Below are 23,208 nucleotides of genomic sequence, written 5' to 3' on the forward strand. Positions count from 1 at the left end.
TAACCTAGAAACTCAATCCAACGCTCGATTAGCAGCTCGAAGTCGTCAATTCCACAACTTGCTTGGCTTTCACAATTGTAGAAGTCGAACTCGCTGCCCTCTTCCACCTCTTGCTCATGACCGAGTACATTTTCTTGAATCGTTACTTCATCTTCATTGATCGCTAGGCTGATCTCTTTACCAAGTAACGACACTTCGTTGCTCAGATCCTGTCGTGATTGCTCGATAAGCGCCATCACATGATCCAGTTTCTGCTTATCTTTACCGATCTCTTCCTGTAACCAGCGGCCAACGATCTCGTGCCCCATGCTGCATTTCACGTAGTACTCACCCATTAAAGTGTTTCTTGTAAATTCGAATTCCATAGTGGCTCCACGCAGTAACTGCAGACAGGGTTAAAAGTGAGGCGAGAGTATATAGCGAAGTGTTTTATAGGTCGAGTCGCTCGTCACCCGATATTCAAACATAAAAAACGCCTACCGAAGTAGGCGCTCTATCATTTGGGTTCCTCTAAATAGTTGGAGTGGCAGCTAGGCGACAAGTACGTTCATCCCTATGAGCATAGAAGCTCTATGCGATTAGGGCGGCCGGCGATCCGGTTAACTTACGCAGTCAACAACGCTGCCGCTACAAATATGACGAGGAACTAGGCTGGTTCTTGAAAGATAACCGTGTCCGCTTTCTCCGTGTACTGACCCATTTTATGGAAGTTCAGGTAACGATATGTATCAGCAGCAGTTGCGTTAATCTTATCCGCGTACTCTAGGTACTCTTCTTTCGTTGGGATACGACCAAGAATCGCACCAACTGCAGAAAGTTCAGCAGATGCTAGGTAAACATTAGCACCTGTACCCAAACGGTTCGGGAAGTTACGAGTAGACGTAGACATTACTGTCGACTTGTCTGCAACACGCGCTTGGTTACCCATACATAATGAACAACCCGGTGTTTCGATACGAACCCCAGCACGACCGAAGATACCGTAGTAGCCTTCTTCTGTTAGCTGGTCTTTATCCATCTTAGTTGGCGGAGCCACCCATAGACGAGTGCTTAGCGAGCCGTTGAACTCTTCAAGCATCTTACCTGCAGCACGGAAGTGACCGATGTTGGTCATACAAGAACCGATAAACACTTCTTGGATCTCTGTGCCTTGAACGTCAGAAAGAAGACGAGCATCATCTGGATCATTCGGTGCACATAGGATTGGCTGGTCGATATCCGCAAGATCGATTTCGATAACGTGAGCGTATTCAGCGTCTGAATCAGCAGACAGCAACTCAGGGTTCGCTAGCCACTCTTCCATTGCCGTAATACGACGCTCTATAGTACGAACATCACCGTAGCCTTCAGCGATCATCCACTTAAGCATAACGATGTTTGAGTTCAGGTACTCTTCGATAGACTCTTGAGACAATTTAACGGTGCAACCTGCTGCTGAACGCTCAGCAGATGCATCAGAAAGCTCAAACGCTTGCTCAACAGATAGGTGTTCAACACCTTCGATTTCTAGTACGCGACCAGAGAATTCGTTGATCTTGCCTGCTTTCTCTACGGTTAGTAGACCTTGCTTGATGCCGTATAGAGGAATCGCATGTACTAGATCACGTAGCGTGATACCTGGCTGCATTTCACCTTTAAAGCGAACCAAGATAGATTCAGGCATATCAAGAGGCATAACACCTGTTGCTGCCGCGAATGCTACCAGACCAGAGCCCGCAGGGAATGAGATACCTAGAGGGAAACGAGTATGCGAGTCACCACCTGTACCTACAGTATCAGGTAGGAGCATACGGTTTAACCATGAGTGGATAACACCATCACCAGGGCGCAGTGAAACACCTGCACGGTTCATGATGAAATCAGGTAGCGTGTGGTGGGTGTTTACGTCAACTGGTTTCGGGTATGCCGATGTGTGACAGAAAGACTGCATTACGAGGTCAGCAGAGAAGCCAAGACATGCAAGGTCTTTAAGCTCATCACGCGTCATAGGGCCAGTAGTATCTTGAGAACCGACTGTCGTCATCTTAGGCTCACAGTATTGACCCGCGCGAACGCCTTCAACACCACATGCTTTACCAACCATCTTCTGAGCTAGCGTGTAGCCTTTATTAGATGCAGTTGGATCAACAGGCTTAGCAAATAGGTCTGTTTCTTCAAGACCAAGAGAAGCACGAGCACGACCCGTCAGGCCACGACCGATGATAAGTGGGATACGACCACCAGCACGAACTTCATCAAGCAGTACTTTGCTTAGCTCAAAGCTAGAGATCTCTTCACCGTTTTTACGTACAACGCCCTCGTATGGGAAGATGTCAATAACATCGCCCATGTTCATGTTTTGTACGTCTAGTTCGATAGGTAGTGCGCCAGAGTCTTCCATTGTGTTGTAGAAGATTGGAGCGATTTTACCACCTAGACAAACACCGCCAGTACGCTTGTTTGGTACGTAAGGAATATCTTCTCCCATGAACCAAAGTACTGAGTTCGTCGCCGACTTACGAGAAGAACCTGTACCAACAACATCACCTACGTAAGCAAGCTGAATACCGTCTTTTTGAAGTTCTTCGATTTGAGCGATTGGGCCAACCGTACCTGGTTGATCTGGGTTGATACCATCACGTTCCATCTTCAGCATCGCTTTTGCGTGCACTGGAATATCTGGACGTGACCATGCATCAGGTGCTGGAGATAGGTCATCGGTGTTCGTTTCACCAGTGACTTTGAATACTTTTACGGTGATTTTTTCAGCGACTTTATCTTTCGCGGTGAACCATTCTGCATCAGCCCAAGATTGAAGGACTTGTTGAGCAGATTCGTTACCAGCTTTTGCTTTCTCTTCTACATCGTAGAACGCATCAAACATCAATAGAGTGTGAGATAGTGCTTTCACAGCGATTGGAGCAAGCTCAGCATCATCAAGTAGAGATACTAGAGATTCGATGTTGTAACCACCTTGCATAGTACCAAGTAATTCTGCAGCTTTTGCTTTGCTGACTAGTGGAGATGCTACTTCACCTTTAGTGATAGCCGTTAGGAAGCCCGCTTTTACATAGGCAGCTTCATCTACGCCTGGTGGAATGCGGTTTTCTAGTAGGTCAAGAATAAACTCTTCTTCACCTTGAGGTGGGTTCTTCAGAAGTTCGACTAGGCCAGCTACCTGCTCAGCATCTAGTGGTTTTGGAACAACTCCTTCGGCAGCACGTTCTTCGACGTGTTTACGGTAGGCTTCAAGCACGACTTTTTTCCTCTCATTGCGGTTCACTTCTCACCTTCATAATTGTTAGTAAAATAAAGAAGTGAACATCCTTGGAAACTTGGCTCTCCATTGCCATTTTTATCATTCAATTTGTATTGATGAGCAGCGTCATAGAGGCCAAACTATGGGCGGTAGGATAGCAAATTTAACGTTAAATTAAAATCTTATCATTTTGACCAACATAGCAAGTTAGGACGAAAGTCCCACTATTTTTGCCTATTTACGCACTAAAATGAAGACTCTACGCATGATTATTTGTAAGACGTACCAACAATTAAGTAAACCGAATCGAAGTTATCTTCCGTGCGTCCATAGGACAAGATGATTGGCCCTATGGGGGAGTCAATACCCGCGAAGACAGACCCTGCTGCATACACCGGTGCTTCATCAAAGGTTAAGTTATTATTTGACCAAACGCCGCCATATTCTAACGATGCACCTACGTAAAAAGGGGATTCAAACAACCCGAAATCATTGTCAAACCATCTATACCGGTAAATAAGACTGGTGTAAGCTAGGTTTTGACCAATCAAACTATTTCGAGGTATACCTGAAAGATTTAAAAAGCCACCGAGCTCTTTTGGATCAATTGGAAAAATTGAGTTCTTACTCTCCACAACGCCATAGTCAGCCCTACCAACGAACGTATGTCTCTCATAGGTTTTGGCCGCCATCAAGTTCGCAGAGAACTCATAGACTGTATCGCTTTCAGAAGTTAAGTCGGGTTCAAAAGTTCCGTTGTCATCATTTTCAAAATCATCATGAGAGACAAAATACTCGAGATCGACAAAATGACCTTCGGTTGGTAAATTGAAGTCATCCAATGTATCTAACCGATACCTGACAAAACCTCCAAGACGAGTATAGTCCCCCTCTCCAAATCCAGGTAATGAAGTACTTACTTGACCATTTTTATAACGAACGCCAAACCTCAGCTCTTGCCACAAAGTTGGCTGATAACCTATTGCGAATTCACTAATATACTCACTGTAGGTCAAAGAAAGGTAATTTTCAGTTACATCTAACGTCGGCTCTGCTATCTCTTGACTCCCTATAGACAAGTTTCGATTCTGTTTACTGTAGGTAACAGACGCTGAAGTAAAAAGCTTTTGACTAGAAAAAAATGGGGAGAACAGTTCAACTTCGATACGCTTGTCAGTCCCCATTTCTAAATTAGTTCTTAATTCTGCACCATGTGCATTTAGGTCAGTAAAGTTAGCAGAAGCTCCCAGTGAATACTGGCTATCCGTTGAAAAGTCATCTTCAAGGAAGAAACGAAAGTTGAGATAATTCGGCCCCCAAGATTTTTCATTAACATCAACTGTAAGTTGCTCTTCCCCGTCAACATTATCGAACTCATAAGTGATCAACTCAAATCGATCCAATGCATAAAGATCTTGTACTTTCGCTTCAATTTCACTGGTTTTGAGAACCTTGCCTGAATGAAGGTTCAAGCGATTCTCAAGCAGCTTATCAGAATAGTGGGTATTGTTGTTGATTACCACCTTATCAACCACGGTTTTATCACCGTGCTTCAGCTGTCTGCGCGCCTTTTGTTTGTCTTCGATGTAGTGTTGATAATCAGCATTAGAGAGTGACAACCTAGAGAGTTCAGCAGAGTGCTGCTTAGCAGACTCGTAACCAGCTTCGTAAGCTGATGGCATTTTATCGAACTCAGTAGTTTCCATTTCTCCAACATCCGGTTGGAGGAAAACATCATTGTCTTTGAGTGTTTTAGCTTGCTCCTGGGTACTGCGTTGAACAAGATAATTGGAAAGTTGGTCTGCTGCTACTAAAAAGGTCGTAAAATCCTCTTTGCCTTTGTAGTTGGTACTGATATCAACCGCAATAATGATATCTGCACCCATAGCTCTTGCAACATCAACTGGCATATTGTTGGTTACGCCACCGTCGACTAACATTCGTCCATCAACTTCATAAGGCGGAAGAGCGCCAGGTACCGACATGCTCGCCATCATGGCGTCGACAAGGTGGCCGTGGTCAATCACCACTTCCTCAAGTTCAATAATGTCAGTTGCAACGGAGCGAAAAGGAATGGCAAGGTCGTCAAAAGAGTCGAGAGGCGATAAGTTACCTGTAGTTTCGCGCAAAATACGAAGCATATTCTGGCCTTGCACCACGCCTTTTTTAGCTTTAATTTCTTCCCAACCTAGTCCAATATCGGTATTAAGCTGGTAACGATCTTCATACTCTTTGTCTCGCACACGACGGTCACTACGGTTTACACGGTCACGGTAACCATGCTTCCAATCAACTGTGTAAATAAAGCTTTCAATCTCGTCTGCACTCATCCCTGTCGCATAAAGACCACCAACGTATGACCCCATACTGGTACCGGTAATGTAATCAACCGGGATTTGCATCTCTTCGAGCGCTTTAAGTACGCCAATATGAGCGGCACCTTTTGCGCCGCCACCTGCGAGTACAAGAGCGACAGTTGGCCTCTTATGAGCTTGTTCAACTTCCACATGCTCGGATGAATCAACCTGTGCCGCAGTCGCTGCGAACAGTTGAAAACTGATCACAGTACCGACCATACCTAAGCCGCTCACTAACCAACGAGATATCATTATTTAAACTATCCTTGTCATTGTTTCTGTTATGACTTTACCATTGGAAAAGCTTCTTTAGCCACTGTTTTGGTTGACTTTCACAACCCTTTTTAATGTTTCCATTTTCATCCCAAACCGGCAATTTAACGGCGCCATCACAATCAAATTCCAACGCACCGTCAGACGTACGAGTGAAACTCGCGGTTGCGATTCCGGTTGGCCAAGGCAGTAGTAACTGTTCAGGCGTTCTCTGCTTCAAGTAATCAGCGTAGACACGTAATGCACCACTAGAACCAGTAAGCTTAGTCGGTTTATTGTCATCACGTCCAAGCCAGATGGTTGTTACTTCGCGTCCGTCAACGCCCACAAACCAACTATCGCGGCTGTCATTACTAGTACCTGTTTTACCGGCTAACCCTGCCCATGCAAACTGGTTCTGTAGGAATCGACCTGTACCTTCAGATACACCACGCTTCATTGCGTAAGTGGTTAGCCAAGCGGCTTGTTGATCAACGCGCTGCGATACTCGAGGGATAGATTGGTATAAAACCTCGCCGTCACTATCAACGACAGAGCGAAGCGCAGACAAAGGCGCAATACGACCTGAGTTGGTGATGGTCTGGAACATCTGAGACACTTGGAATGGTGTCAGAGAGAATGCACCCAAAAACATCGATGGTACTGGGCGAATCTCGTTTTTATCGACACCCAGTTTACCTATAGTGTCGGAGACCTTATCAATCCCTAACTGCATCCCTAGACGAACCGTTGGCACGTTATAGGACTTAGACAATGCCGCGTATAAAGGCACTTCGCCGCGGAACTTACGGTCGAAGTTTCTCGGGCTCCATACACTGCCCTTGCTGCCTTTTAAGCTAAGTGGCGTATCCATCAAGGTCGTTGCCAAGGTGTACTTTTCAGGCTGCTCAAGTGCGGTTAAATAAACCGCAGGTTTCACCAAAGAACCGATAGGACGGCTTGCATTCAACGCACGGTTAAAGCCATCGTAGCCAGTACGCTTACCACCGACCATCGCACGGATTTCACCGGTGTTGCGATCTACTGCTATCGCTGCAGCCTCTAATTTATCACTCGCCGTTTTCGATAGTTCAGGCACTTTGCGAGCAATCGACTTCTCTAGCTTGGCTTGTGAAACCGGGTCCAAAGAGGTGAAAACACGTATCCCTTTCTTCGCTTGGAACCTATCACCAACGTACTTTTTCAGCTCGATGTTGACCTGTTGGAAATACGCAGGCTGACGGCTGGCAATTCGTGGATTGTCTTGAATGTCCAAATCACGGCTTGCTGCTTCTTCATATTGTCTTGGGGTCAAAATATCTTGTTGCATCAACAAGCGAAGAACCAGATCGCGCCGAGTTTTAGCGCGCTCTGGGTAGCGAACTGGGTTGTAATACGATGGCCCTTTCACCATGCCCACCAGTAAGGCTAACTGGTCAATACGCAATTCTTGAATCGGTTGGCCGAAGTACAAACGCGAAGCCAAACCAAAACCGTGAATCGCTTCACCGCCATTTTGGCCAAGGTATACCTCGTTTAAGTAAGCTTCTAAAATGCGGTCTTTGCTGTAACGATGATCCAAGATAAGCGCGATATAAGCCTCACGAATCTTACGCCAAAGCGTGCGTTCACTAGATAGGAACAGGTTTTTCGCGAGCTGCTGTGTCAGTGTACTACCACCTTGTACAGTACGCCCAGCCTTGACGTTAACCATCATCGCACGAGCAATTGCCAAGGGTGAAACCCCATCGTGCTGATAGAAGTTTCTATCTTCCGTCGCCAACAAGGCATCAACCATCACTTCAGGAAATTGGTTACGTTTTAGAAACAGACGTTGCTCATCGTTGCTTTTCTCAAGCATACCCAACATCTTAGGTTCGACACGCAAATACCCCATGTCGCCCTTCTTCTCTAGCGACTGAATACGAGTTAACTCATTACCATTGAAGTGCAGCATCACGTGACGATCGGCTTCCGGCCCATCGACAAACTCGAACGGACGACGAATCACCTCAATTTTAGTTGATGAAGAGGAATACTCCCCCGGATGACGAGGAGAGCTCACCTTACGGTAATTCAGCACATCCAGTTCATTCTTCACCTGAACGAGGCTAATCTGAGTACCAGGGGATAAATCCAACACACGCGCATAAACGACAGTTGGTAAATCAAATAACTGGCCCTCAAAGCGCTGCTTCACTACAGAGTCTAGGTAGATGCCGACAAACAACAGTAACGTAGCCAGTGCTAAGCCAGCCTTCCACGCTATGCCCCATAGGATCTTCAACCAACTTCTGTTCCCCGCCTTTTTCGCTCTCGATTTTCCTTTCTTAGCGGCCGCTCTCGGCTTTCTAAGTTTCGCTTTGGTCGCTGGTGACTTCTTTGCTGGCGCTTTTTTAGGTGGTGCCTTTTTGGGCGTTAACATTTTGGTCATCATCGGTTCAACTGTCGTTTGGTTTTAGTGGTTGCAACATGGTTAGCAGGGTCATCGGGCCAAGGATGTTTTGGGTAACGGCCTTTCATCTCTTTTTGCACTTCTTTGTACGCGCCAGCCCAAAAGCCAGCTAAATCCTGAGTAATTTGTAATGGGCGCTGTGCAGGAGAAAGTAACTCAAGCACAACCTTTTTACGCCCTTGGGCTATCAATGGTGAGTCTTGCTCACCAAAGACCTCTTGCATTCGAACCGAGATCACGGGTTCAGATTGATACTGATATTGGATAGCCTTTTTACTGCCTGTAGGCATCACATAATGTGTTGGCAACCACTGGTCAATCTCTTGATTTAGAGGCCAACCGAGATACGCCGACAATGCCTGCTCAACCGAAACGTTCGCCAGCCCTTTCGCGGATTTAACGCCATTCAAATACGGCAACAACCAAACATCAAGATGTTCAACTAGACTCGCGTCATCCATTACTGGCCAATCATGCTCCGGCATCCAAAGTTGAGCGCAGCGCACGCGTTCAACAAGTTGCTTCGCAGATGGCGTCCAATGTAAACAGTCCAGTCCACATCGCGCAATATAATTTAACAGCGCTTGGCTAATCTGACTCGCATCAGGCTCAGGTAAAGCCTTGGTGCTGATAACAAGTTTACCCAAAGTAACTCTTTGCTCTGCGACTAAACGGCCTCGTTTTTCGTCCCAGTCAGCATAACCTGAACAAATGAAAAGCTTAGAAAATGCTTCTTCTAACTGTGCAATATCAACAGGCGTCGCTAAGAAAATCTGACTAGCACGCCCAGAGCTACGCATCAAATCAATCACCACGATGTAATCATTGTTTGCCAATGGATCGTCATCGCGCACCTCTGCACCGTGGCCGTTCGCTAATAGAAAAGCATTACTGTTGGCACTTCTTGCTTGAGCTATTCGGTCTGGGAATGCAAAACAAAGCACCAATGGTAGCAATGATTCGTCAAGTTGTGACAAATCTAAGTGATGATTCAGTTTGCTAGCGAGGTTTTTCGCTCGCTGCATCACAACGCTATTTTTCGAGTGCTTTCTTTGTTTTAGCCTATGTAGCGAATGCTGAATATCCGAGACATTGCGCTCAGGTTCTTCCAATAAAGCGGCAGCAACAATAGCAACATTCAACAAGGCTTGGCTGCCCTGCTGTGCTTTAATCAGCATGCTTGCAATTCGAGGCTCAAGGCCTAATCGCTGCGCTTGCTTACCTAGCGGAGTAAATTGACCATGAGTGTCTAATAGCTCAAGACTATGCAGCAATTGCTTAGCTTGCTCAATAGAGGCTCGTGGTGGAATATCGAGCCATTGCAATTCATCCGCATTTGCTGCGCCCCATTGGGTCAACTCTGCCACCAGCGAGGAGAGGTCGGAATGGAGAATTTCCGGTTCAGGTACAGCGGGTTGCTGCATTAACTGCGTTTCGCTGTACAAACGGACGCACAGCCCTTCTTCAATTCGCCCAGCACGCCCCGCACGCTGCTCAGCAGAAGATTGCGAAATTTTGACTTGCTCGAGCTTGGTGATACCGGTTTTCAAATCAAACTTAGCGACTCTTTCAAGCCCTGAATCCACCACTAATCGAATACCTTCGATAGTCAAAGAGGTTTCCGCGATATTGGTGGCCAATACCACTTTGCGGCGTCCTTTCTCTGATGGTGCTATCGCTTTCTGTTGTTGAGAAAAGTGAAGCTGCCCGTACAAAGGGCATACATCAATGTCACTGGCTAAGTTCTCTAATTGAGTTTCCACCTGCTTTATTGCAGATACTCCAGGTAGGAACGCCAATAGTGATCCCGACTCCTTCTCCATCAGAGAACCAATCACTTTAGCCATTTTAGGCGCCAAGTAATCATTAGTACCCAAAGGCTGGTAACGGAATTCAACCGGAAAGGTGCGACCTTGCGACTCAACATACTTAGCCCCTGGCAACAAGGACTGCAAAGCTTGTTGATCTAAGGTGGCCGACATCACTATCACTTTCAGGTCATCCCGTAGCGCTTCTTGGATCTCCAAGCTAAACGCCAATGCCGTATCCGCATGAATACTGCGCTCATGGAATTCATCGAAGATCACCATATCGACCCCAATGAGTTCTGGGTCGGTTTGGATCATTCTGGTCATGATCCCTTCGGTAACGATCTCTAAGCGAGTTGCACTGCTGGTTTTAGATTCACCACGAACTCTAAAACCAATGCTCTCCCCGACCTTTTCACCTAACTGGCTAGCTAAATATGTCGCGATGTTTCTTGCCGCCAATCGCCTAGGCTCAAGCATGATGATTTTGCCTTGAACGGCATTGGTCTTAACCAGCTGTAAAGGGAAGAACGTTGACTTACCCGCACCGGGAGCCGCTTTAAGAATAAGTTGAGTATGTGTTTCTACGCCAGCGAGCAGATCTGGCATCACAGCTTCTATGGGCAGTTGTGGCAATGGGAGAACCTTGTGGTGTAATGTTGGCAACATTGTACATAAAAACCCACCCGTCTAAATAAGTAATATGCAGTTCAATCCGCCATTAGAGTCAGCGACTCTTATCAAACGCTACAAACGTTTCCTCACTGATATCAAACTTCCCGACGGCAGCGAGCGTACTATTCATTGTGCCAATACTGGAGCGATGACAGGATGCGCGACTCCGGGTAATACGGTGTGGTATTCAACCTCCGATAATGCAAAAAGAAAGTACCCAAACAGCTGGGAGATCTCAGAAACGGACAAAGGTCACCGGATTTGTGTAAATACTGCGCGAGCAAACCAGCTAGCAGTGGAAGCAATTGAAAATAAGACTATAGTTGAACTCTTAGGTTATAACGCGTTACGAACCGAAGTGAAGTATGGTAGCGAGAATAGTCGAATTGACATTCTGCTTGAAGATAACGAAAAGCCGCCTTGCTATATCGAAGTAAAAAGCGTCACCTTACTCGATGAACAAGAGACCTCAACTGAAGGGCAAGGTTTTTTCCCTGATGCGGTGACAACCAGAGGCCAAAAACATCTGCGTGAACTCACAGAAATGGTCGAATCTGGAAATAGAGCCGTACTTTTATTTACTGTTTTACATTCAGGTATTGAAAAAGTGTCTGCAGCACACCATATAGACGCCAAATATTCGTTATTACTAAAACAAGCACAAGACGCTGGAGTTGAAGTACTTTGCTATAAAGCAGAGCTCAGCAGTTCTCAAATACAACTAAAACAACCTGTTGAATTTATCAATAACTGAACAAAGATGTTGAACAAATCACATGGATTGCAAGTTTGAATAAGAGTATTTGCCACCATTCGTTCTTTCTGCTATAGATACCCGCCTTAAAATTAGCTGCTTTGCAGTTGACTAGGTGTAAATAGGAGATGCTGTATGCCAGAATCTAAGAAAAAAGCGCTAGGCATCCTAGCCATCGCAGGTGTTGAACCGTACCAAGAAAAGCCAGGTGAAGAATACATGTCACCTGAGCAAACGGAACATTTTACAAAAATTTTAGCAGCTTGGCGCAACCAGCTCAGGGAAGAAGTTGATCGTACTGTGCACCATATGCAGGACGAAGCAGCGAATTTCCCAGACCCAGTTGACCGTGCTTCTCAAGAAGAAGAATTCAGCCTAGAGCTACGTAACCGTGACCGTGAGCGTCGTCTAATCAAGAAAATTGAGAAGACACTAGACAAGATCGAAGAAGATGATTTCGGCTTCTGTGATTCTTGCGGTATCGAGATTGGCATTCGTCGCCTTGAAGCCCGTCCAACTGCTGACCTTTGTATTGACTGTAAAACACTTGCAGAAATCAAAGAGAAACAGATGCAAGGTTAATTCTTGCGAATGTAAAGAAAGGGAGCTTTAGCTCCCTTTTTTGTTTGCTGCCTAAGCGAGATGCCTTAGATAGCAATGAGCAGTGTAAAAACGAGTGCTAGGCAATAACAGCACCCACTGCATGCATTAAACCACATTAAACGTCTTAAGAATCGGCTACTGCGGTATCCTCTGGATTAGGTTATTCACATATGAATTATATCGGGCGCTTTGCACCATCACCGTCAGGTCCTCTTCATTTTGGCTCACTGGTTGCCGCTCTTGGCAGCTACTTCCAAGCAAAATCTCATCAGGGACAATGGTTAGTCCGTATGGAAGATCTGGACCCGCCAAGAGAGATGGCTGGCGCTGCAGACCTGATTCTTAAGACGCTTGAGGCTTACCACCTATTTTGGGATGGCAAAGTCGTTTATCAGAGCCAACGTCACGGCCTATATCAAGCGCAAATTGATCAATGGGTGGCTGACAACCAAGCCTACTACTGCCAATGCACGCGCAAACAGATAAAAGCCTTGGGTGGTTTCTATAATGGCCATTGTCGACAGGCAGGGTTAATTGATACGGGCGAGCAAGCCGTGCGCTTGTATATGGATTTCCCTGTCGAGTCGTTCGACGATGTTCGCTATGGCACCATTGAAATCCCTAAAGCGTTAGCCGAAGAGGATTTCATCATCAAACGCCGCGATGGTTTGTTTGCTTATAACTTGGCCGTAGTACTTGATGATATCGAGCAAGGCGTAACTGAAGTGGTGAGAGGCGCTGATCTCATCGAACCTACAGGCCGCCAAATCAGTCTTTATAAGACACTGAAACAAAATACAGTGAGCTACTTGCACTTGCCGTTAGCGACCGACGCGTCAGGCAATAAACTTTCAAAGCAGAACCACGCTACCGCTATTGACCTAGATAACCCAAAACCTACACTGCTCAATGCCATGCAGTTTTTGGGGTTTGAGGTTCCTAAGGCCGTTTGTGAAGCGTCAATCGATGAGGTTTTGGCATGGGGCTGCCAGCAATGGAACGTTGCTCAATTACCTGATAGTTTACAAAAACAACACTGCAATTAGCTCAAAACTAACGGCAAATAGTATAAACAACACACAAAAATGCCATAACCAACCATTGTGGTTAAGCAGACGATGTTCTCAAATGGCTCGCGCTAAGCTATTATTAGCCGCAATTAAACTCTGCACTACCACTTTGGACTAAGAGAAAAGCAAAGTTGGCGATACCTACTTTGTTCTAAACTAATGAATAAAAACGACAATACCCCAAGCGAACAACGCGGATTCCACGAACTAGCACTGAATATTTATACTCGCCAAGAGCACAATATTTCACGTAAGCAGATCAGCGATAACGCACTAAAAGTACTATATCGCCTGAATGGTGCGGGTTTTGACGCATTTTTAGTCGGTGGTGGTGTCCGTGATATTTTACTTGGCTCTCAACCAAAAGATTTCGATATTGCGACCAACGCTACGCCAGAGCAGATCAAGAACCTTTTCCGAAACTGCCGCCTTATCGGCCGCCGTTTCCGCTTGGCACACATCATGTTTGGTCGTGATATCATTGAGGTGGCAACTTTCCGAGGCCACCATCAAGAGCCATCTAAAAACGTATCTGCACAATCGAAAGAAGGCATGCTATTACGTGACAACGTTTACGGCAGTGTTGATGAAGATGCAGAGCGTCGCGATTTCACGATCAATGCGATGTACTACAACATTGCAGACTACAGCATCCACGATTACGCAGGTGGTGTAGAAGATTTAGAAGACAAGCTAATCCGTCTAATTGGCGATCCAGAGACACGCTACCGTGAAGACCCTGTACGCATGCTGCGTGCAATGCGTTTCTCGGCGAAGCTGGATTTCGATATTGAAGAAGACACAGCCGATCCAATTGAAGGCCTGGCGCACCTTCTAAAAGATATCCCAGCAGCACGTCTTTACGAAGAATCTCTAAAACTGCTTCAATCAGGCTACGGTTTAGAAACCTACCACCTTATGCGTGAATACAACCTATTCCAGCAGATGTTCCCTGCGGTAGCTGAATACTTCACTAAAGATTACGACTCACCGACTGAGCAAATGCTTGATTTGGTGCTCGATTCTACCGACCTTCGTATCGAAGATGGTAAACGAGTAAACCCTGCATTCATGTTTGCCGCGATTCTTTGGTACCCAATGAACAAGCTGGCAGACAAGCTTGTTGCCGAGCAAGGCATGGCGCACTACGACGCTATTATGGAAGCAAGTAACATCATTCTCGATCAGCAAGTAAAATCCATTGCTATTCCTCGTCGACACACAGCAACCATTCGCGAAGTTTGGCAGCTACAACTGCGACTACCTCGCCGTAACGGTAAGCGTGCCGTTCGCCTGATGGAGCTCAACAAGTTCCGCGCTGGCTACGACTTCTTAGAGATGCGTGGCGAGATTGAAGGTGGCGAGACAAAAGAATTAGCAAAATGGTGGGAGCGCTATCAGACAGCCGGTCGCAACATGCGTCAAGCAATGGCTAACGACGTAGCGGCACCATCAAAGTCAGGTCATCGTCGCCGTAAGACTTACCGAAACAAAAAGAGTAAGCAAGCCGAATGATAACTGCTTATATTGCGGTCGGCAGCAACCTTGCCGACCCAGTTAGCCAAGCAAATTTGGCTATCGACACGCTAAAAAGCCTACCGCGATCAACGTTTATTGCGACCTCTCAGCTATATAGTAGCACTCCAATGGGGCCGCAAAATCAACCGGACTACATCAATGCGGTAGTCGCTATCAAGACCGAATTAACGCCAATTGAACTGCTTGATTGCACTCAAAAAATCGAGTTAGAGCAAGGGCGTGTCCGTAAAGACGAACGCTGGGGACCAAGAACCTTGGATCTCGACATCGTGTTGTACGGCAATGAGGTGATCGATTCAGAGCGCTTAACCGTTCCTCATTATGGAATGAAAGAACGAGAGTTTGTACTCTACCCGCTTGCTGAAATCGCACCAAGTTTACAACTCCCTGATGGGACTGAGCTGACAGAACTACTGAAAATTGTAGATAAAAACGGGCTCAATGTTTGGCAGCAATAGCCAGGCGCATTAAGGAAAACCAATGAAAAAAGTAACCATTAACGACCTGATCAAGTGTAAACGTGAAGGCCGTAAATTCGCGACGTCAACAGCTTACGATGCGAGCTTTGCTCAACTATTCGAAAGCCAAGAGATGCCTGTTCTACTTGTCGGTGATTCACTGGGTATGGTTCTACAAGGCCATAACGACACTTTACCAGTAAGCGTAGAAGATATTGCTTACCACACTCGCTCTGTGCGTGCTGGTAGCCCTAACTGTCTTCTTATGGCTGATATGCCTTTCATGAGCTACGCAACTCCAGAGCAAGCTTGTGAGAGCGCAGCTACCTTGATGCGTGCTGGCGCGAACATGGTAAAAATCGAAGGCGGAAGCTGGTTGGTTGATACTGTGAAGATGCTAACAGAACGCGCAGTACCAGTATGTGCACACTTAGGCTTAACACCACAATCTGTGAACATCTTTGGTGGTTACAAGGTTCAAGGTCGCGATGACGATCAAGCTGATAAAATGGTTGCTGACGCACTAGCGCTACAAAACGCAGGTGCTCAAATCGTTCTACTTGAATGTGTACCGGCTTCATTGGCAAAACGAATTACAGAAGCTTGTCACGTGCCAGTTATTGGTATTGGTGCAGGTAATGTTACCGATGGTCAGATCTTGGTTATGCATGACATGTTCGGTATTTCTGCGAACTACATGCCAAAGTTCTCTAAGAACTTCCTAGCAGAAACAGGTGACATGCGCAAAGCAGTAGCTCTATACAAAGAAGAAGTAGAGAGCGCACGCTTCCCTGATGATGCTCATACAATCGCTTAGGAGTAAGTATGCAAACTTTTGCTGAAATAGCGGCTCTTCGTGAGCAGATTAAACAGTTTAAGCGTGATGGACGTACGGTTGCTTTTGTACCAACTATGGGAAACCTGCATGAAGGCCACCTTACTCTGGTAAAGAAGGCTCGAGAACTGGCAGACATAGTCGTGGTAAGCATCTTTGTTAACCCAATGCAGTTTGATCGTGCTGATGACCTGAACAACTACCCTCGCACGTTAGAAGCTGATTTAAGTAAATTAACTGGCGAAGGCGTTGAACTGGTATTTACACCAACGCCAGAAGTGATGTATCCAGATGGCCTAGACAAACAGACGTTTGTTGAAGTTCCAGGGTTATCTCACATGTTGGAAGGTGCGTCTCGTCCGGGTCACTTCCGTGGCGTAGCGACGATTGTCACTAAGCTGTTTAACATCGTTCAGCCTGATTTTGCATGCTTCGGCGAGAAAGACTTCCAGCAACTTGCTGTAATTCGCCAAATGACAACTGACCTAGCGTTAGACATTGAAATTGTAGGCGTTGCGACGGTTCGTGAAATGGACGGTTTAGCGATGAGCTCTCGCAATAGCAATCTCACTATTGATGAGCGTCAACGTGCACCTGTTCTAGCACGCACTATGCGTTGGATCAGCAGCGCAATTCGCGGTGGACGTGATGACTACGCCTCAGTGATTGAAGATGCGACAGACCAGCTTCGTGCAGCAGATCTACAGCCTGATGAAATCTTCATCTGCGATGCTAAGACTCTACAAGCCATAACTTCAGAATCCACTCAAGCTGTGATTCTTATGTCGGCTTTCCTAGGTAAGACACGTCTTATCGATAACCAAGTTCTCGACTTGGTAACGGAAACCAAAGAAGAAGTGAAAGAAGAAACCGCTGAGTAATCGCGTTCTTCTCTTTGCGTAAACAAGCTCCTAACGCAAAGCAAAAGTAAAAGAGACAAAAAAGGTCGATGTAATATCGACCTTTTTCTTTTCCTGCAATTTAGGGGCGCGGAGTTAGCTGCGTAAGCCAATGCCCTTAGTCACTAGGTAATGTGCAATGCCATACAGCACAACGATAAATACACCGAGTACGCCAAAGGACGTCACAATACCCACGTCAGACACACCCAAGAAGCCATACCTAAACGCATTCACCATATAGACAATAGGGTTCAACTTCGACACACCTTGCCAAAAATCAGGCAACAGGCTAATCGAGTAGAACACACCACCAAGATAAGTAAGCGGCGTCAGAATGAAGGTTGGGATAATTGATATATCATCAAACGTACGTGCAAATACCGCGTTGATAAGACCACCTAACGCAAATACCACCGACGTAAGGAAAACGGTCGCAATGATCACGCCCCAGTGATCAACTTGAAGGTCAACGAAGAACAAAGAAACAAAAGTCACAATAGTACCGACCAATAGGCCGCGCACCACACCACCCATCACGAAACCAGCAATAATCACGTAGTTCGGTACAGGTGCAACCAAAAGTTCTTCAATGTTCTTTTGGAATTTAGCGCTAAAGAATGATGAAGCCACATTCGAGTACGAGTTAGTGATTACCGACATCATGATCAGACCCGGCACTATGTATTCCATGTAGCTAAAGCCGTTCATTTCACCGATTCGTGCACCAATCAGGTTACCGAAGATGATGAAGTAAAGCGTCATAGTAATTGCAGGTGGAACCAGCGTTTGCACCCAAATACGAGTAAAACGGTTGATCTCTTTGGTCAGCAAGCTGCGAAAAGCAGTCCAATATAGGCTGTACATATTACTTACACCCCTCACGCACGATACTTACAAACAGTTCTTCTAGACGGTTAGCTTTGTTACGCATCGAGAGGACTTTGACATTCTGCTCACTCAACTGAGCAAAGATGTCGTTCAAACCTAGGTTCTTATCAATTTCGATCTCTAAAGAACCATTAACCAAGACTTGGTTATTCACGCCTTCTAACTTAGGTTGTGCAGCTCCCTCCTCCAGATCAAGGATAAAGGTTTCCGCACTCAACTTACCTAGTAGCGCCTTAATGGTGGTGTTTTCGATCAACTCACCACGATTAATGATGCCGATGTTGCGACACAACATTTCCGCTTCTTCTAGGTAGTGCGTGGTCAAGATAATGGTAATCCTCTGTTTCTCGTTGATCTCTTTGAGGAATTCCCACATCGAGCGGCGCAGTTCAATATCGACACCTGCCGTAGGTTCATCAAGGATTAACAGCTGGGGCTCGTGCATCAAAGCACGAGCGATCATCAAGCGGCGCTTCATACCACCAGACAAGTTACGCGCACGTTCACCGCGCTTTTCCCACAAATCGAGTTGAGATAGGTATTTTTTCGCTCGCTCTTTTGCCAGGGCTTTAGGCACACCGTAGTAACCCGCTTGCTGCAAAACGATCTGCTCAACCGTTTCAAACGGGTTGAAGTTAAACTCTTGAGGAACTAAACCTAGGTTCTGCTTTGCCAGCTCCAGATCGGTATCAATGTCGTAGCCGAATACCTTAACCTTGCCAGAGGTTTTGTTTACTAACGAAGAGATAACTCCAATGGTGGTGGACTTGCCCGCACCATTTGGCCCAAGTAGCGCGTAAAAGTCACCTTTTGCTACCTGTAAACTGATGCCTTTAAGTGCCTCGAAGCCACCCGCATAAGTTTTTCTTAATTGCTCAATTTCTAATGCATACATAGAGATGATTGCCATTTGCTATAAATAGTGTGGTTAGCCGGACAGGATGAAGAGAACGAAACCTGAAATGAACTAGCTGAACTAGATAATGTACGCGGCTATTTTGCAAACAAGATTATCGCTGAATGACGATGAATACAAATATCGATTATCGGTTTCGTTATAAAACTTAAAAGATCTGAGGCTGCATAAAGCTCTATTTCGAGTATCATAAATAAAAAATACCGCTAAGACATTCACTTAGCGGTACTTCCCGTTATTAGAAACTCATGACTAACATTAATATCTATAGTTCAGTCACAGAGGGTTAATAAGAGTATTAAACCGATTCAAATTGATGCTCGTCTCTCTCAACGTAGTTAGTTGCAGCTGTCAGAGCTTCATAACGGAAGCGATATGTATTCGATACAGGTACTAAATCAATTACGTGGAACTTCTCCAGCTGTTGACGCGTATTCTCGTTAGGACATAGCAAGTACACCTCACACTGTGCGTCTAGCGCATCCTTGATCGCATTCTCTAGCGCGAGACCAACCGTAACATCAATCATAGGTACATCGGTTAAGTCTAAAATCATCGCTTCGTAATCAGAAATACTCGAGTGCTGACGTGAAATCGCCTTTGAGACACTGAAGATCATCGGCCCCGATAGATAGAAAAACAACACTTTGCCATTGGCATTATCAAGCAGTTGGCGTTCACTATCAGTCAATGGAATCTCGTCTTCATCATCCCCGTCACTTATGGCTTTAACTTGCCTTGCTTGCTCACGACTTAACCTTTCAATGATCAGAATATTAGAGATAAATACACCTAGTCCAACCGCGATGATCAGGTCAACGAACACTGTCAATAGCATTACACCGTACATCACGCCCATACCAGCATAACTTACTTTGTGTGCACGCTGGATGAAGCTCCAATCAAGAATGTTAAAGCCGACGTACATAGCAATACCAGCCAGCACAGCCATTGGGATAGGTTCGGTCAACCCGCCCGCAACCAATACTACAAGCGCTAATACTAGAGCTCGAATCACACCAGAAAGCGGAGAGCGCGCGCCTACCTGAATATTGGTCACTGTCCCCATGGTCGCCCCCGCCCCTGGCAACGCACCAAACAAGCCCGAGAGCATATTTGCAATACCTTGACCACGCAGCTCTTTATCAGAGTCATGCTCTTTACGAGTCAATGAGTCCCCAATAACAGCGGTCAAAAGCGTATCAATACAACCTAATGTACCAAGCACCAAGGCATCGATAACCATAGTCGTGAATTGTTCAGCACTGACAGTTGGGACAACAAGAGAAGGCAGACCTGCTGGGATTTCACCAATACGGCGAATAGAATCGGTATCGAAGAAGATAACGGACAACAGGGTGACGGCCACTAACGCAACCAGTTGCGCCGGTACATATTTACGATACTTAGCCGGGAAGCCAAACAGAATACCGAGTGTCAATGCACCTAGAAATAGCTCACTCACTTTTAAGTTTGCTAGCGTATCAGGCAAAGCAGAAAGCGTGCCCATAACACCACCGGATGGAGCGGCGTGTCCTAACAGTGGGGACAGCTGCAAGATGATCAGAATAACGCCAATACCCGACATAAATCCGGAGATCACGCTATATGGCATCAAAGTAACGTATTTTCCTAGCTTCAACGTGCCAAGTAATATCTGAAACGCACCAGCCATCATTACGACAGTAAAAGTCATGGCCATGCCCGTTTCAGGATATTTAGCCACCATACTTGTCATTACTGCTGTCATGATCACCGTCATTGGACCGGTAGGTTCAGAAATTAAGCTACTCGAACCACCAAACAATGCTGCAAATAGGCCAACCATGATGGCGCCCCACAAGCCAGCTTCAGCTCCCGCGCCAGAAGCAACACCAAATGCCAATGCTAAAGGTAACGAGATGATGGCTGTAGTCACACCGCCAAACATATCTCCTTTGAGATTGATATCCGTAAAACGACTTCCAAACAAAACACACCTTCCTGATGATGAAATGACAAACCTCATCACTCTAACAAATGTATCAAGTGTTCAGAAAGTGTTAATTCAATCACATTATTCATGTCTTATAACCGGAACATTGATTGCGGGCTAAGTTTATGATTTTACGTACTAGAACACGTCAGATGAGTACATTTTGACGCAGTTTTTACGAGATTGAATTTGTAACATTGTGTATAGTGAAGCATCTTAATTGAGGGATGTAAGAAGCAAGATGCCAGAAATAAAACAGCTTTTTGAGAACAATTCCAAATGGTCTGAAGAAATTCGCTCTGAAAGACCTGAGTATTTTACAACGCTTGAAGAGGGTCAAAGCCCAGGTTTTCTATGGATAGGCTGTTCAGATAGCCGAGTTCCAGCCGAGCGCCTGACTGGCTTATATTCTGGAGAACTGTTTGTTCACCGAAACGTGGCCAACCAAGTGGTTCATACCGACCTAAACTGCCTATCTGTCGTTCAGTACGCAGTGGATGTACTTAAAGTGAAACACATTATTGTTTGTGGTCACTACGGTTGTGGCGGTGTTAATGCGGCAATTGATAACCCGAAACTAGGCCTTATCAACAATTGGCTACTTCATATTCGTGATAACTACCTAAAATACCGCAAAGACATCGAAGCACTTCCACGCGAGCAGTGGGGTGATAAGCTTTGTGAGATTAACGTCGCAGAGCAGGTTTACAACCTAGGTAACTCAACCATTATGCAAAGTGCATGGGAACGCGGCCAAGATGTCGAGATACACGGTGTGGTATATGGTATTGGTGATGGCAAGTTACAAGACCTTGGCGTACGTTGCTCAAGTATCGACACATTAGAGAGCAGCCACATTGAGGCATTAAATAAAATCTTAACGACGCCTCTTCTTAGTCAACAAGGCTAATTATCTCTATCAAATACAAAAAGCCCGCATCAAGCGGGCTTTTTAATGTCTTGTGTCAGCAAGTGTGATGATTACACTTGTGGTACAACTTTACCAATGTATGGCAGGTGACGGTATTTTTGAGCGTAGTCGATACCAACACCAACAACGAACTCGTCTGGGATTTCGAAACCAATCCACTTCGTATCAACTTCAACTTCACGACGTGAAGGCTTATCTAGTAGTGTACAGATCTCGATAGATTTAGGACCACGTAGACTCAAGATCTCTTTTACCTTAGTCAGTGTGTTACCAGTATCGATAATATCTTCTACAAGCAGAACGTCTTTACCTTGGATATCGTCATCTAGGTCTTTCAAGATACGAACATCACGCGAGCTTTCCATGCTGTTGCCGTAGCTAGACGCCGTCATGAAATCAACTTGGTGAGTTAAATCGATAGCACGAGCAAGATCCGCCATAAAGACAAACGATCCACGTAATAAGCCAACTAAAACTAGATCTTCACTGCCTTTGTAGTGTTCCGTGATCTGTTTGCCTAGTTCGTTCACTCGATCCTGAACTTCCTGCTCAGGGATCATGACTTCAACTGTATGCTTCATACTGCTCTCATTCTGTTTGGTGATTGCGACAAGTGTAGACAGTTTTGCCATTAGCGCCGCTCAATATTGTGCGTAAGTCTAGCACTGCTCAAATACCCACACCACCTTATGCTTCGAATTTACTGTCAGATTATCAACGAAATGTGCACTTGTGCCTTGTCTGATAGTCGCCTTCTTTCACATCAATGTGGATCACGCTTTATGGATCAAGTTTGATGCAACTGTCTATTAAATAAGCTCAAAGGATTGACCATTTGCATATGCACCATTACACTCATCTTGGCTTAAATAATAATAAAATCATTAATAATAAAAAATCGTTGGCAAGGAAAATAAAATGGACTCAATATCTAAGAGACCTAGAACTAGGCTTTCACCTTTAAAAAGAAAACTTCAGCTGATGGAAATCGCGCTTGAAGTTTTCTCTCGTCGCGGCATTGGCCGTGGTGGTCACGCTGACATTGCTGATATCGCTCAGGTATCTGTAGCAACTGTATTTAACTACTTCCCTACTCGTGAAGATTTGGTTGATGAAGTGCTAAATCATGTTGTCCGTCAATTCTCGAACTTCCTTTCAGACAATATCGATCTAGATATTCACGCAAAACAAAACCTACATAATATTGCGACTGAAATGGTGACACTAGTCGCTCAAGACAGCCATTGGTTGAACGTATGGTTCGAGTGGAGCGCATCGACGCGTGATGAAGTATGGCCACTGTTCGTAACGACAAACCGCACTAACCAAATGTTGGTACAAAACATGTTTAGTAAAGCGATTGAGCGCGGCGAAGTTTGTGACGATCACGATCCTAAGCATCTTGCGAATCTATTCCACGGCATCTGCTACTCGCTGTTCATCCAAGCGAAACGTGTCGATACCAATGAAGAACTGTCTAAACTTACTGACAGCTACTTAAACATGTTGTGTATCTATAAGTAGATTCGAGATTCGAGATTCGAGATTCGAG

Annotated in this window: 18 protein-coding genes; 9 read left to right on the forward strand and 9 right to left on the reverse strand. The window is 45.5% G+C overall.

Features of this window, described 5'->3' with window-relative positions; translation table 11 throughout:
• The 5 genes from ACTRWI_RS18280 to hrpB form a co-directional block, all read right to left on the reverse strand.
• Positions 1-365: YacL family protein (locus tag ACTRWI_RS18280; protein WP_499133213.1), on the reverse strand; the 365-nt coding region annotated here is incomplete at its 3' end.
• Between the two features lie 281 nt (positions 366-646).
• Positions 647-3,235 (reverse strand): bifunctional aconitate hydratase 2/2-methylisocitrate dehydratase, encoded by a 2,589-nt coding sequence (gene acnB, locus ACTRWI_RS18285; RefSeq protein WP_004738197.1) that lies wholly within the window; start codon positions 3,233-3,235, stop codon positions 647-649.
• A 272-nt stretch (positions 3,236-3,507) separates the two neighbouring features.
• A complete protein-coding gene (locus tag ACTRWI_RS18290; RefSeq protein WP_499133214.1) occupies positions 3,508-5,847 on the reverse strand; it encodes a patatin-like phospholipase family protein in 2,340 nt (779 codons plus the stop codon).
• A gap of 37 nt (positions 5,848-5,884) precedes the next feature.
• Positions 5,885-8,284 (reverse strand): penicillin-binding protein 1B, encoded by a 2,400-nt coding sequence (mrcB, locus tag ACTRWI_RS18295; RefSeq protein WP_499133215.1) that lies wholly within the window; start codon positions 8,282-8,284, stop codon positions 5,885-5,887.
• Positions 8,281-10,779: an ATP-dependent helicase HrpB gene (gene hrpB, locus ACTRWI_RS18300; RefSeq protein WP_499133216.1), complete on the reverse strand. Its 2,499-nt coding sequence runs from the start codon at positions 10,777-10,779 to the stop codon at positions 8,281-8,283. The genes mrcB and hrpB overlap by 4 nt, the downstream gene beginning before the upstream one ends.
• Before the next feature lie 34 nt (positions 10,780-10,813).
• On the opposite strand from hrpB, the gene sfsA reads away from it, so the two are divergent.
• The 7 genes from sfsA to panC all read left to right on the forward strand — a co-directional run bounded on the left by sfsA (position 10,814) and on the right by panC (position 16,925).
• On the forward strand, positions 10,814-11,539 hold the full coding sequence (gene sfsA, locus ACTRWI_RS18305) for a DNA/RNA nuclease SfsA (RefSeq protein ID WP_499133217.1): 726 nt from the start codon (positions 10,814-10,816) through the stop codon (positions 11,537-11,539).
• 135 nt (positions 11,540-11,674) lie between these two features.
• Positions 11,675-12,121, forward strand: coding sequence for an RNA polymerase-binding protein DksA (gene dksA, locus ACTRWI_RS18310; RefSeq protein ID WP_004738189.1), 447 nt, complete (start codon positions 11,675-11,677; stop codon positions 12,119-12,121).
• Between the two features lie 191 nt (positions 12,122-12,312).
• Positions 12,313-13,188: a tRNA glutamyl-Q(34) synthetase GluQRS gene (gluQRS, locus tag ACTRWI_RS18315; protein ID WP_499133218.1), complete on the forward strand. Its 876-nt coding sequence runs from the start codon at positions 12,313-12,315 to the stop codon at positions 13,186-13,188.
• A 183-nt stretch (positions 13,189-13,371) separates the two neighbouring features.
• Positions 13,372-14,727: a polynucleotide adenylyltransferase PcnB gene (gene pcnB, locus ACTRWI_RS18320; RefSeq protein WP_499133219.1), complete on the forward strand. Its 1,356-nt coding sequence runs from the start codon at positions 13,372-13,374 to the stop codon at positions 14,725-14,727.
• Entirely contained in the window at positions 14,724-15,209 is a 486-nt protein-coding gene (gene folK / locus ACTRWI_RS18325; protein WP_499133220.1) for a 2-amino-4-hydroxy-6-hydroxymethyldihydropteridine diphosphokinase, read from the forward strand. Before pcnB ends, folK begins: the two co-directional genes overlap by 4 nt.
• A gap of 22 nt (positions 15,210-15,231) precedes the next feature.
• A complete protein-coding gene (panB, locus tag ACTRWI_RS18330) occupies positions 15,232-16,026 on the forward strand; it encodes a 3-methyl-2-oxobutanoate hydroxymethyltransferase (protein ID WP_004738184.1) in 795 nt (264 codons plus the stop codon).
• Positions 16,027-16,034: 8 nt separating this feature from the next.
• Positions 16,035-16,925 (forward strand): pantoate--beta-alanine ligase, encoded by an 891-nt coding sequence (panC, locus tag ACTRWI_RS18335; RefSeq protein ID WP_004738183.1) that lies wholly within the window; start codon positions 16,035-16,037, stop codon positions 16,923-16,925.
• Positions 16,926-17,039: 114 nt separating this feature from the next.
• Here panC and ACTRWI_RS18340 read toward each other — a convergent pair whose 3' ends face one another.
• The 3 genes from ACTRWI_RS18340 to ACTRWI_RS18350 all read right to left on the reverse strand — a co-directional run bounded on the left by ACTRWI_RS18340 (position 17,040) and on the right by ACTRWI_RS18350 (position 20,758).
• A complete protein-coding gene (locus tag ACTRWI_RS18340; protein ID WP_499133221.1) occupies positions 17,040-17,810 on the reverse strand; it encodes an ABC transporter permease in 771 nt (256 codons plus the stop codon).
• Between the two features lies 1 nt (position 17,811).
• On the reverse strand, positions 17,812-18,729 hold the full coding sequence (locus ACTRWI_RS18345) for an ABC transporter ATP-binding protein (protein WP_499133222.1): 918 nt from the start codon (positions 18,727-18,729) through the stop codon (positions 17,812-17,814).
• 319 nt (positions 18,730-19,048) lie between these two features.
• The gene (locus tag ACTRWI_RS18350; protein WP_499133223.1) at positions 19,049-20,758 is read right to left on the reverse strand and encodes a SulP family inorganic anion transporter; all 1,710 of its coding nucleotides are present in this window, start codon (positions 20,756-20,758) and stop codon (positions 19,049-19,051) included.
• A gap of 208 nt (positions 20,759-20,966) precedes the next feature.
• On the opposite strand from ACTRWI_RS18350, the gene can reads away from it, so the two are divergent.
• Positions 20,967-21,635 (forward strand): carbonate dehydratase, encoded by a 669-nt coding sequence (gene can / locus ACTRWI_RS18355; protein WP_499133224.1) that lies wholly within the window; start codon positions 20,967-20,969, stop codon positions 21,633-21,635.
• 71 nt (positions 21,636-21,706) lie between these two features.
• Here the strand turns inward: can and hpt are convergent, their stop codons facing one another.
• Positions 21,707-22,237 carry a hypoxanthine phosphoribosyltransferase gene (gene hpt, locus ACTRWI_RS18360; RefSeq protein ID WP_499133225.1) on the reverse strand — a complete coding sequence of 177 codons (531 nt, stop codon included), beginning with the start codon at positions 22,235-22,237 and terminating at the stop codon, positions 21,707-21,709.
• 400 nt (positions 22,238-22,637) lie between these two features.
• Here hpt and ACTRWI_RS18365 point away from each other — a divergent pair, with 400 nt between their 5' ends.
• Positions 22,638-23,180 (forward strand): LuxR/HapR/OpaR family quorum-sensing transcriptional regulator, encoded by a 543-nt coding sequence (locus ACTRWI_RS18365; RefSeq protein WP_499133226.1) that lies wholly within the window; start codon positions 22,638-22,640, stop codon positions 23,178-23,180.
• Positions 23,181-23,208 lie beyond the last annotated feature (28 nt).

The sequence above is a fragment of the Pseudoalteromonas sp. G5_S1_14_S5 genome (assembly GCF_054968605.1).

What these genes read in the sequence shown, in the direction of transcription:
- panB (WP_004738184.1), top strand. Translation starts at nt 15,232, where the DNA reads ATGAAAAAAGTAACCATTAACGACCTGATCAAGTGTAAACGTGAAGGC.
- panC (WP_004738183.1), top strand. Translation starts at nt 16,035, where the DNA reads ATGCAAACTTTTGCTGAAATAGCGGCTCTTCGTGAGCAGATTAAACAG.
- ACTRWI_RS18290 (WP_499133214.1), bottom strand. Translation starts at nt 5,847, where the DNA reads ATGATATCTCGTTGGTTAGTGAGCGGCTTAGGTATGGTCGGTACTGTG.
- hrpB (WP_499133216.1), bottom strand. Translation starts at nt 10,779, where the DNA reads ATGTTGCCAACATTACACCACAAGGTTCTCCCATTGCCACAACTGCCC.
- hpt (WP_499133225.1), bottom strand. Translation starts at nt 22,237, where the DNA reads ATGAAGCATACAGTTGAAGTCATGATCCCTGAGCAGGAAGTTCAGGAT.
- ACTRWI_RS18340 (WP_499133221.1), bottom strand. Translation starts at nt 17,810, where the DNA reads ATGTACAGCCTATATTGGACTGCTTTTCGCAGCTTGCTGACCAAAGAG.
- folK (WP_499133220.1), top strand. Translation starts at nt 14,724, where the DNA reads ATGATAACTGCTTATATTGCGGTCGGCAGCAACCTTGCCGACCCAGTT.
- ACTRWI_RS18345 (WP_499133222.1), bottom strand. Translation starts at nt 18,729, where the DNA reads ATGTATGCATTAGAAATTGAGCAATTAAGAAAAACTTATGCGGGTGGC.
- sfsA (WP_499133217.1), top strand. Translation starts at nt 10,814, where the DNA reads ATGCAGTTCAATCCGCCATTAGAGTCAGCGACTCTTATCAAACGCTAC.
- ACTRWI_RS18350 (WP_499133223.1), bottom strand. Translation starts at nt 20,758, where the DNA reads ATGAGGTTTGTCATTTCATCATCAGGAAGGTGTGTTTTGTTTGGAAGT.
- pcnB (WP_499133219.1), top strand. Translation starts at nt 13,372, where the DNA reads ATGAATAAAAACGACAATACCCCAAGCGAACAACGCGGATTCCACGAA.
- dksA (WP_004738189.1), top strand. Translation starts at nt 11,675, where the DNA reads ATGCCAGAATCTAAGAAAAAAGCGCTAGGCATCCTAGCCATCGCAGGT.
- gluQRS (WP_499133218.1), top strand. Translation starts at nt 12,313, where the DNA reads ATGAATTATATCGGGCGCTTTGCACCATCACCGTCAGGTCCTCTTCAT.
- can (WP_499133224.1), top strand. Translation starts at nt 20,967, where the DNA reads ATGCCAGAAATAAAACAGCTTTTTGAGAACAATTCCAAATGGTCTGAA.
- mrcB (WP_499133215.1), bottom strand. Translation starts at nt 8,284, where the DNA reads ATGATGACCAAAATGTTAACGCCCAAAAAGGCACCACCTAAAAAAGCG.
- ACTRWI_RS18365 (WP_499133226.1), top strand. Translation starts at nt 22,638, where the DNA reads ATGGAAATCGCGCTTGAAGTTTTCTCTCGTCGCGGCATTGGCCGTGGT.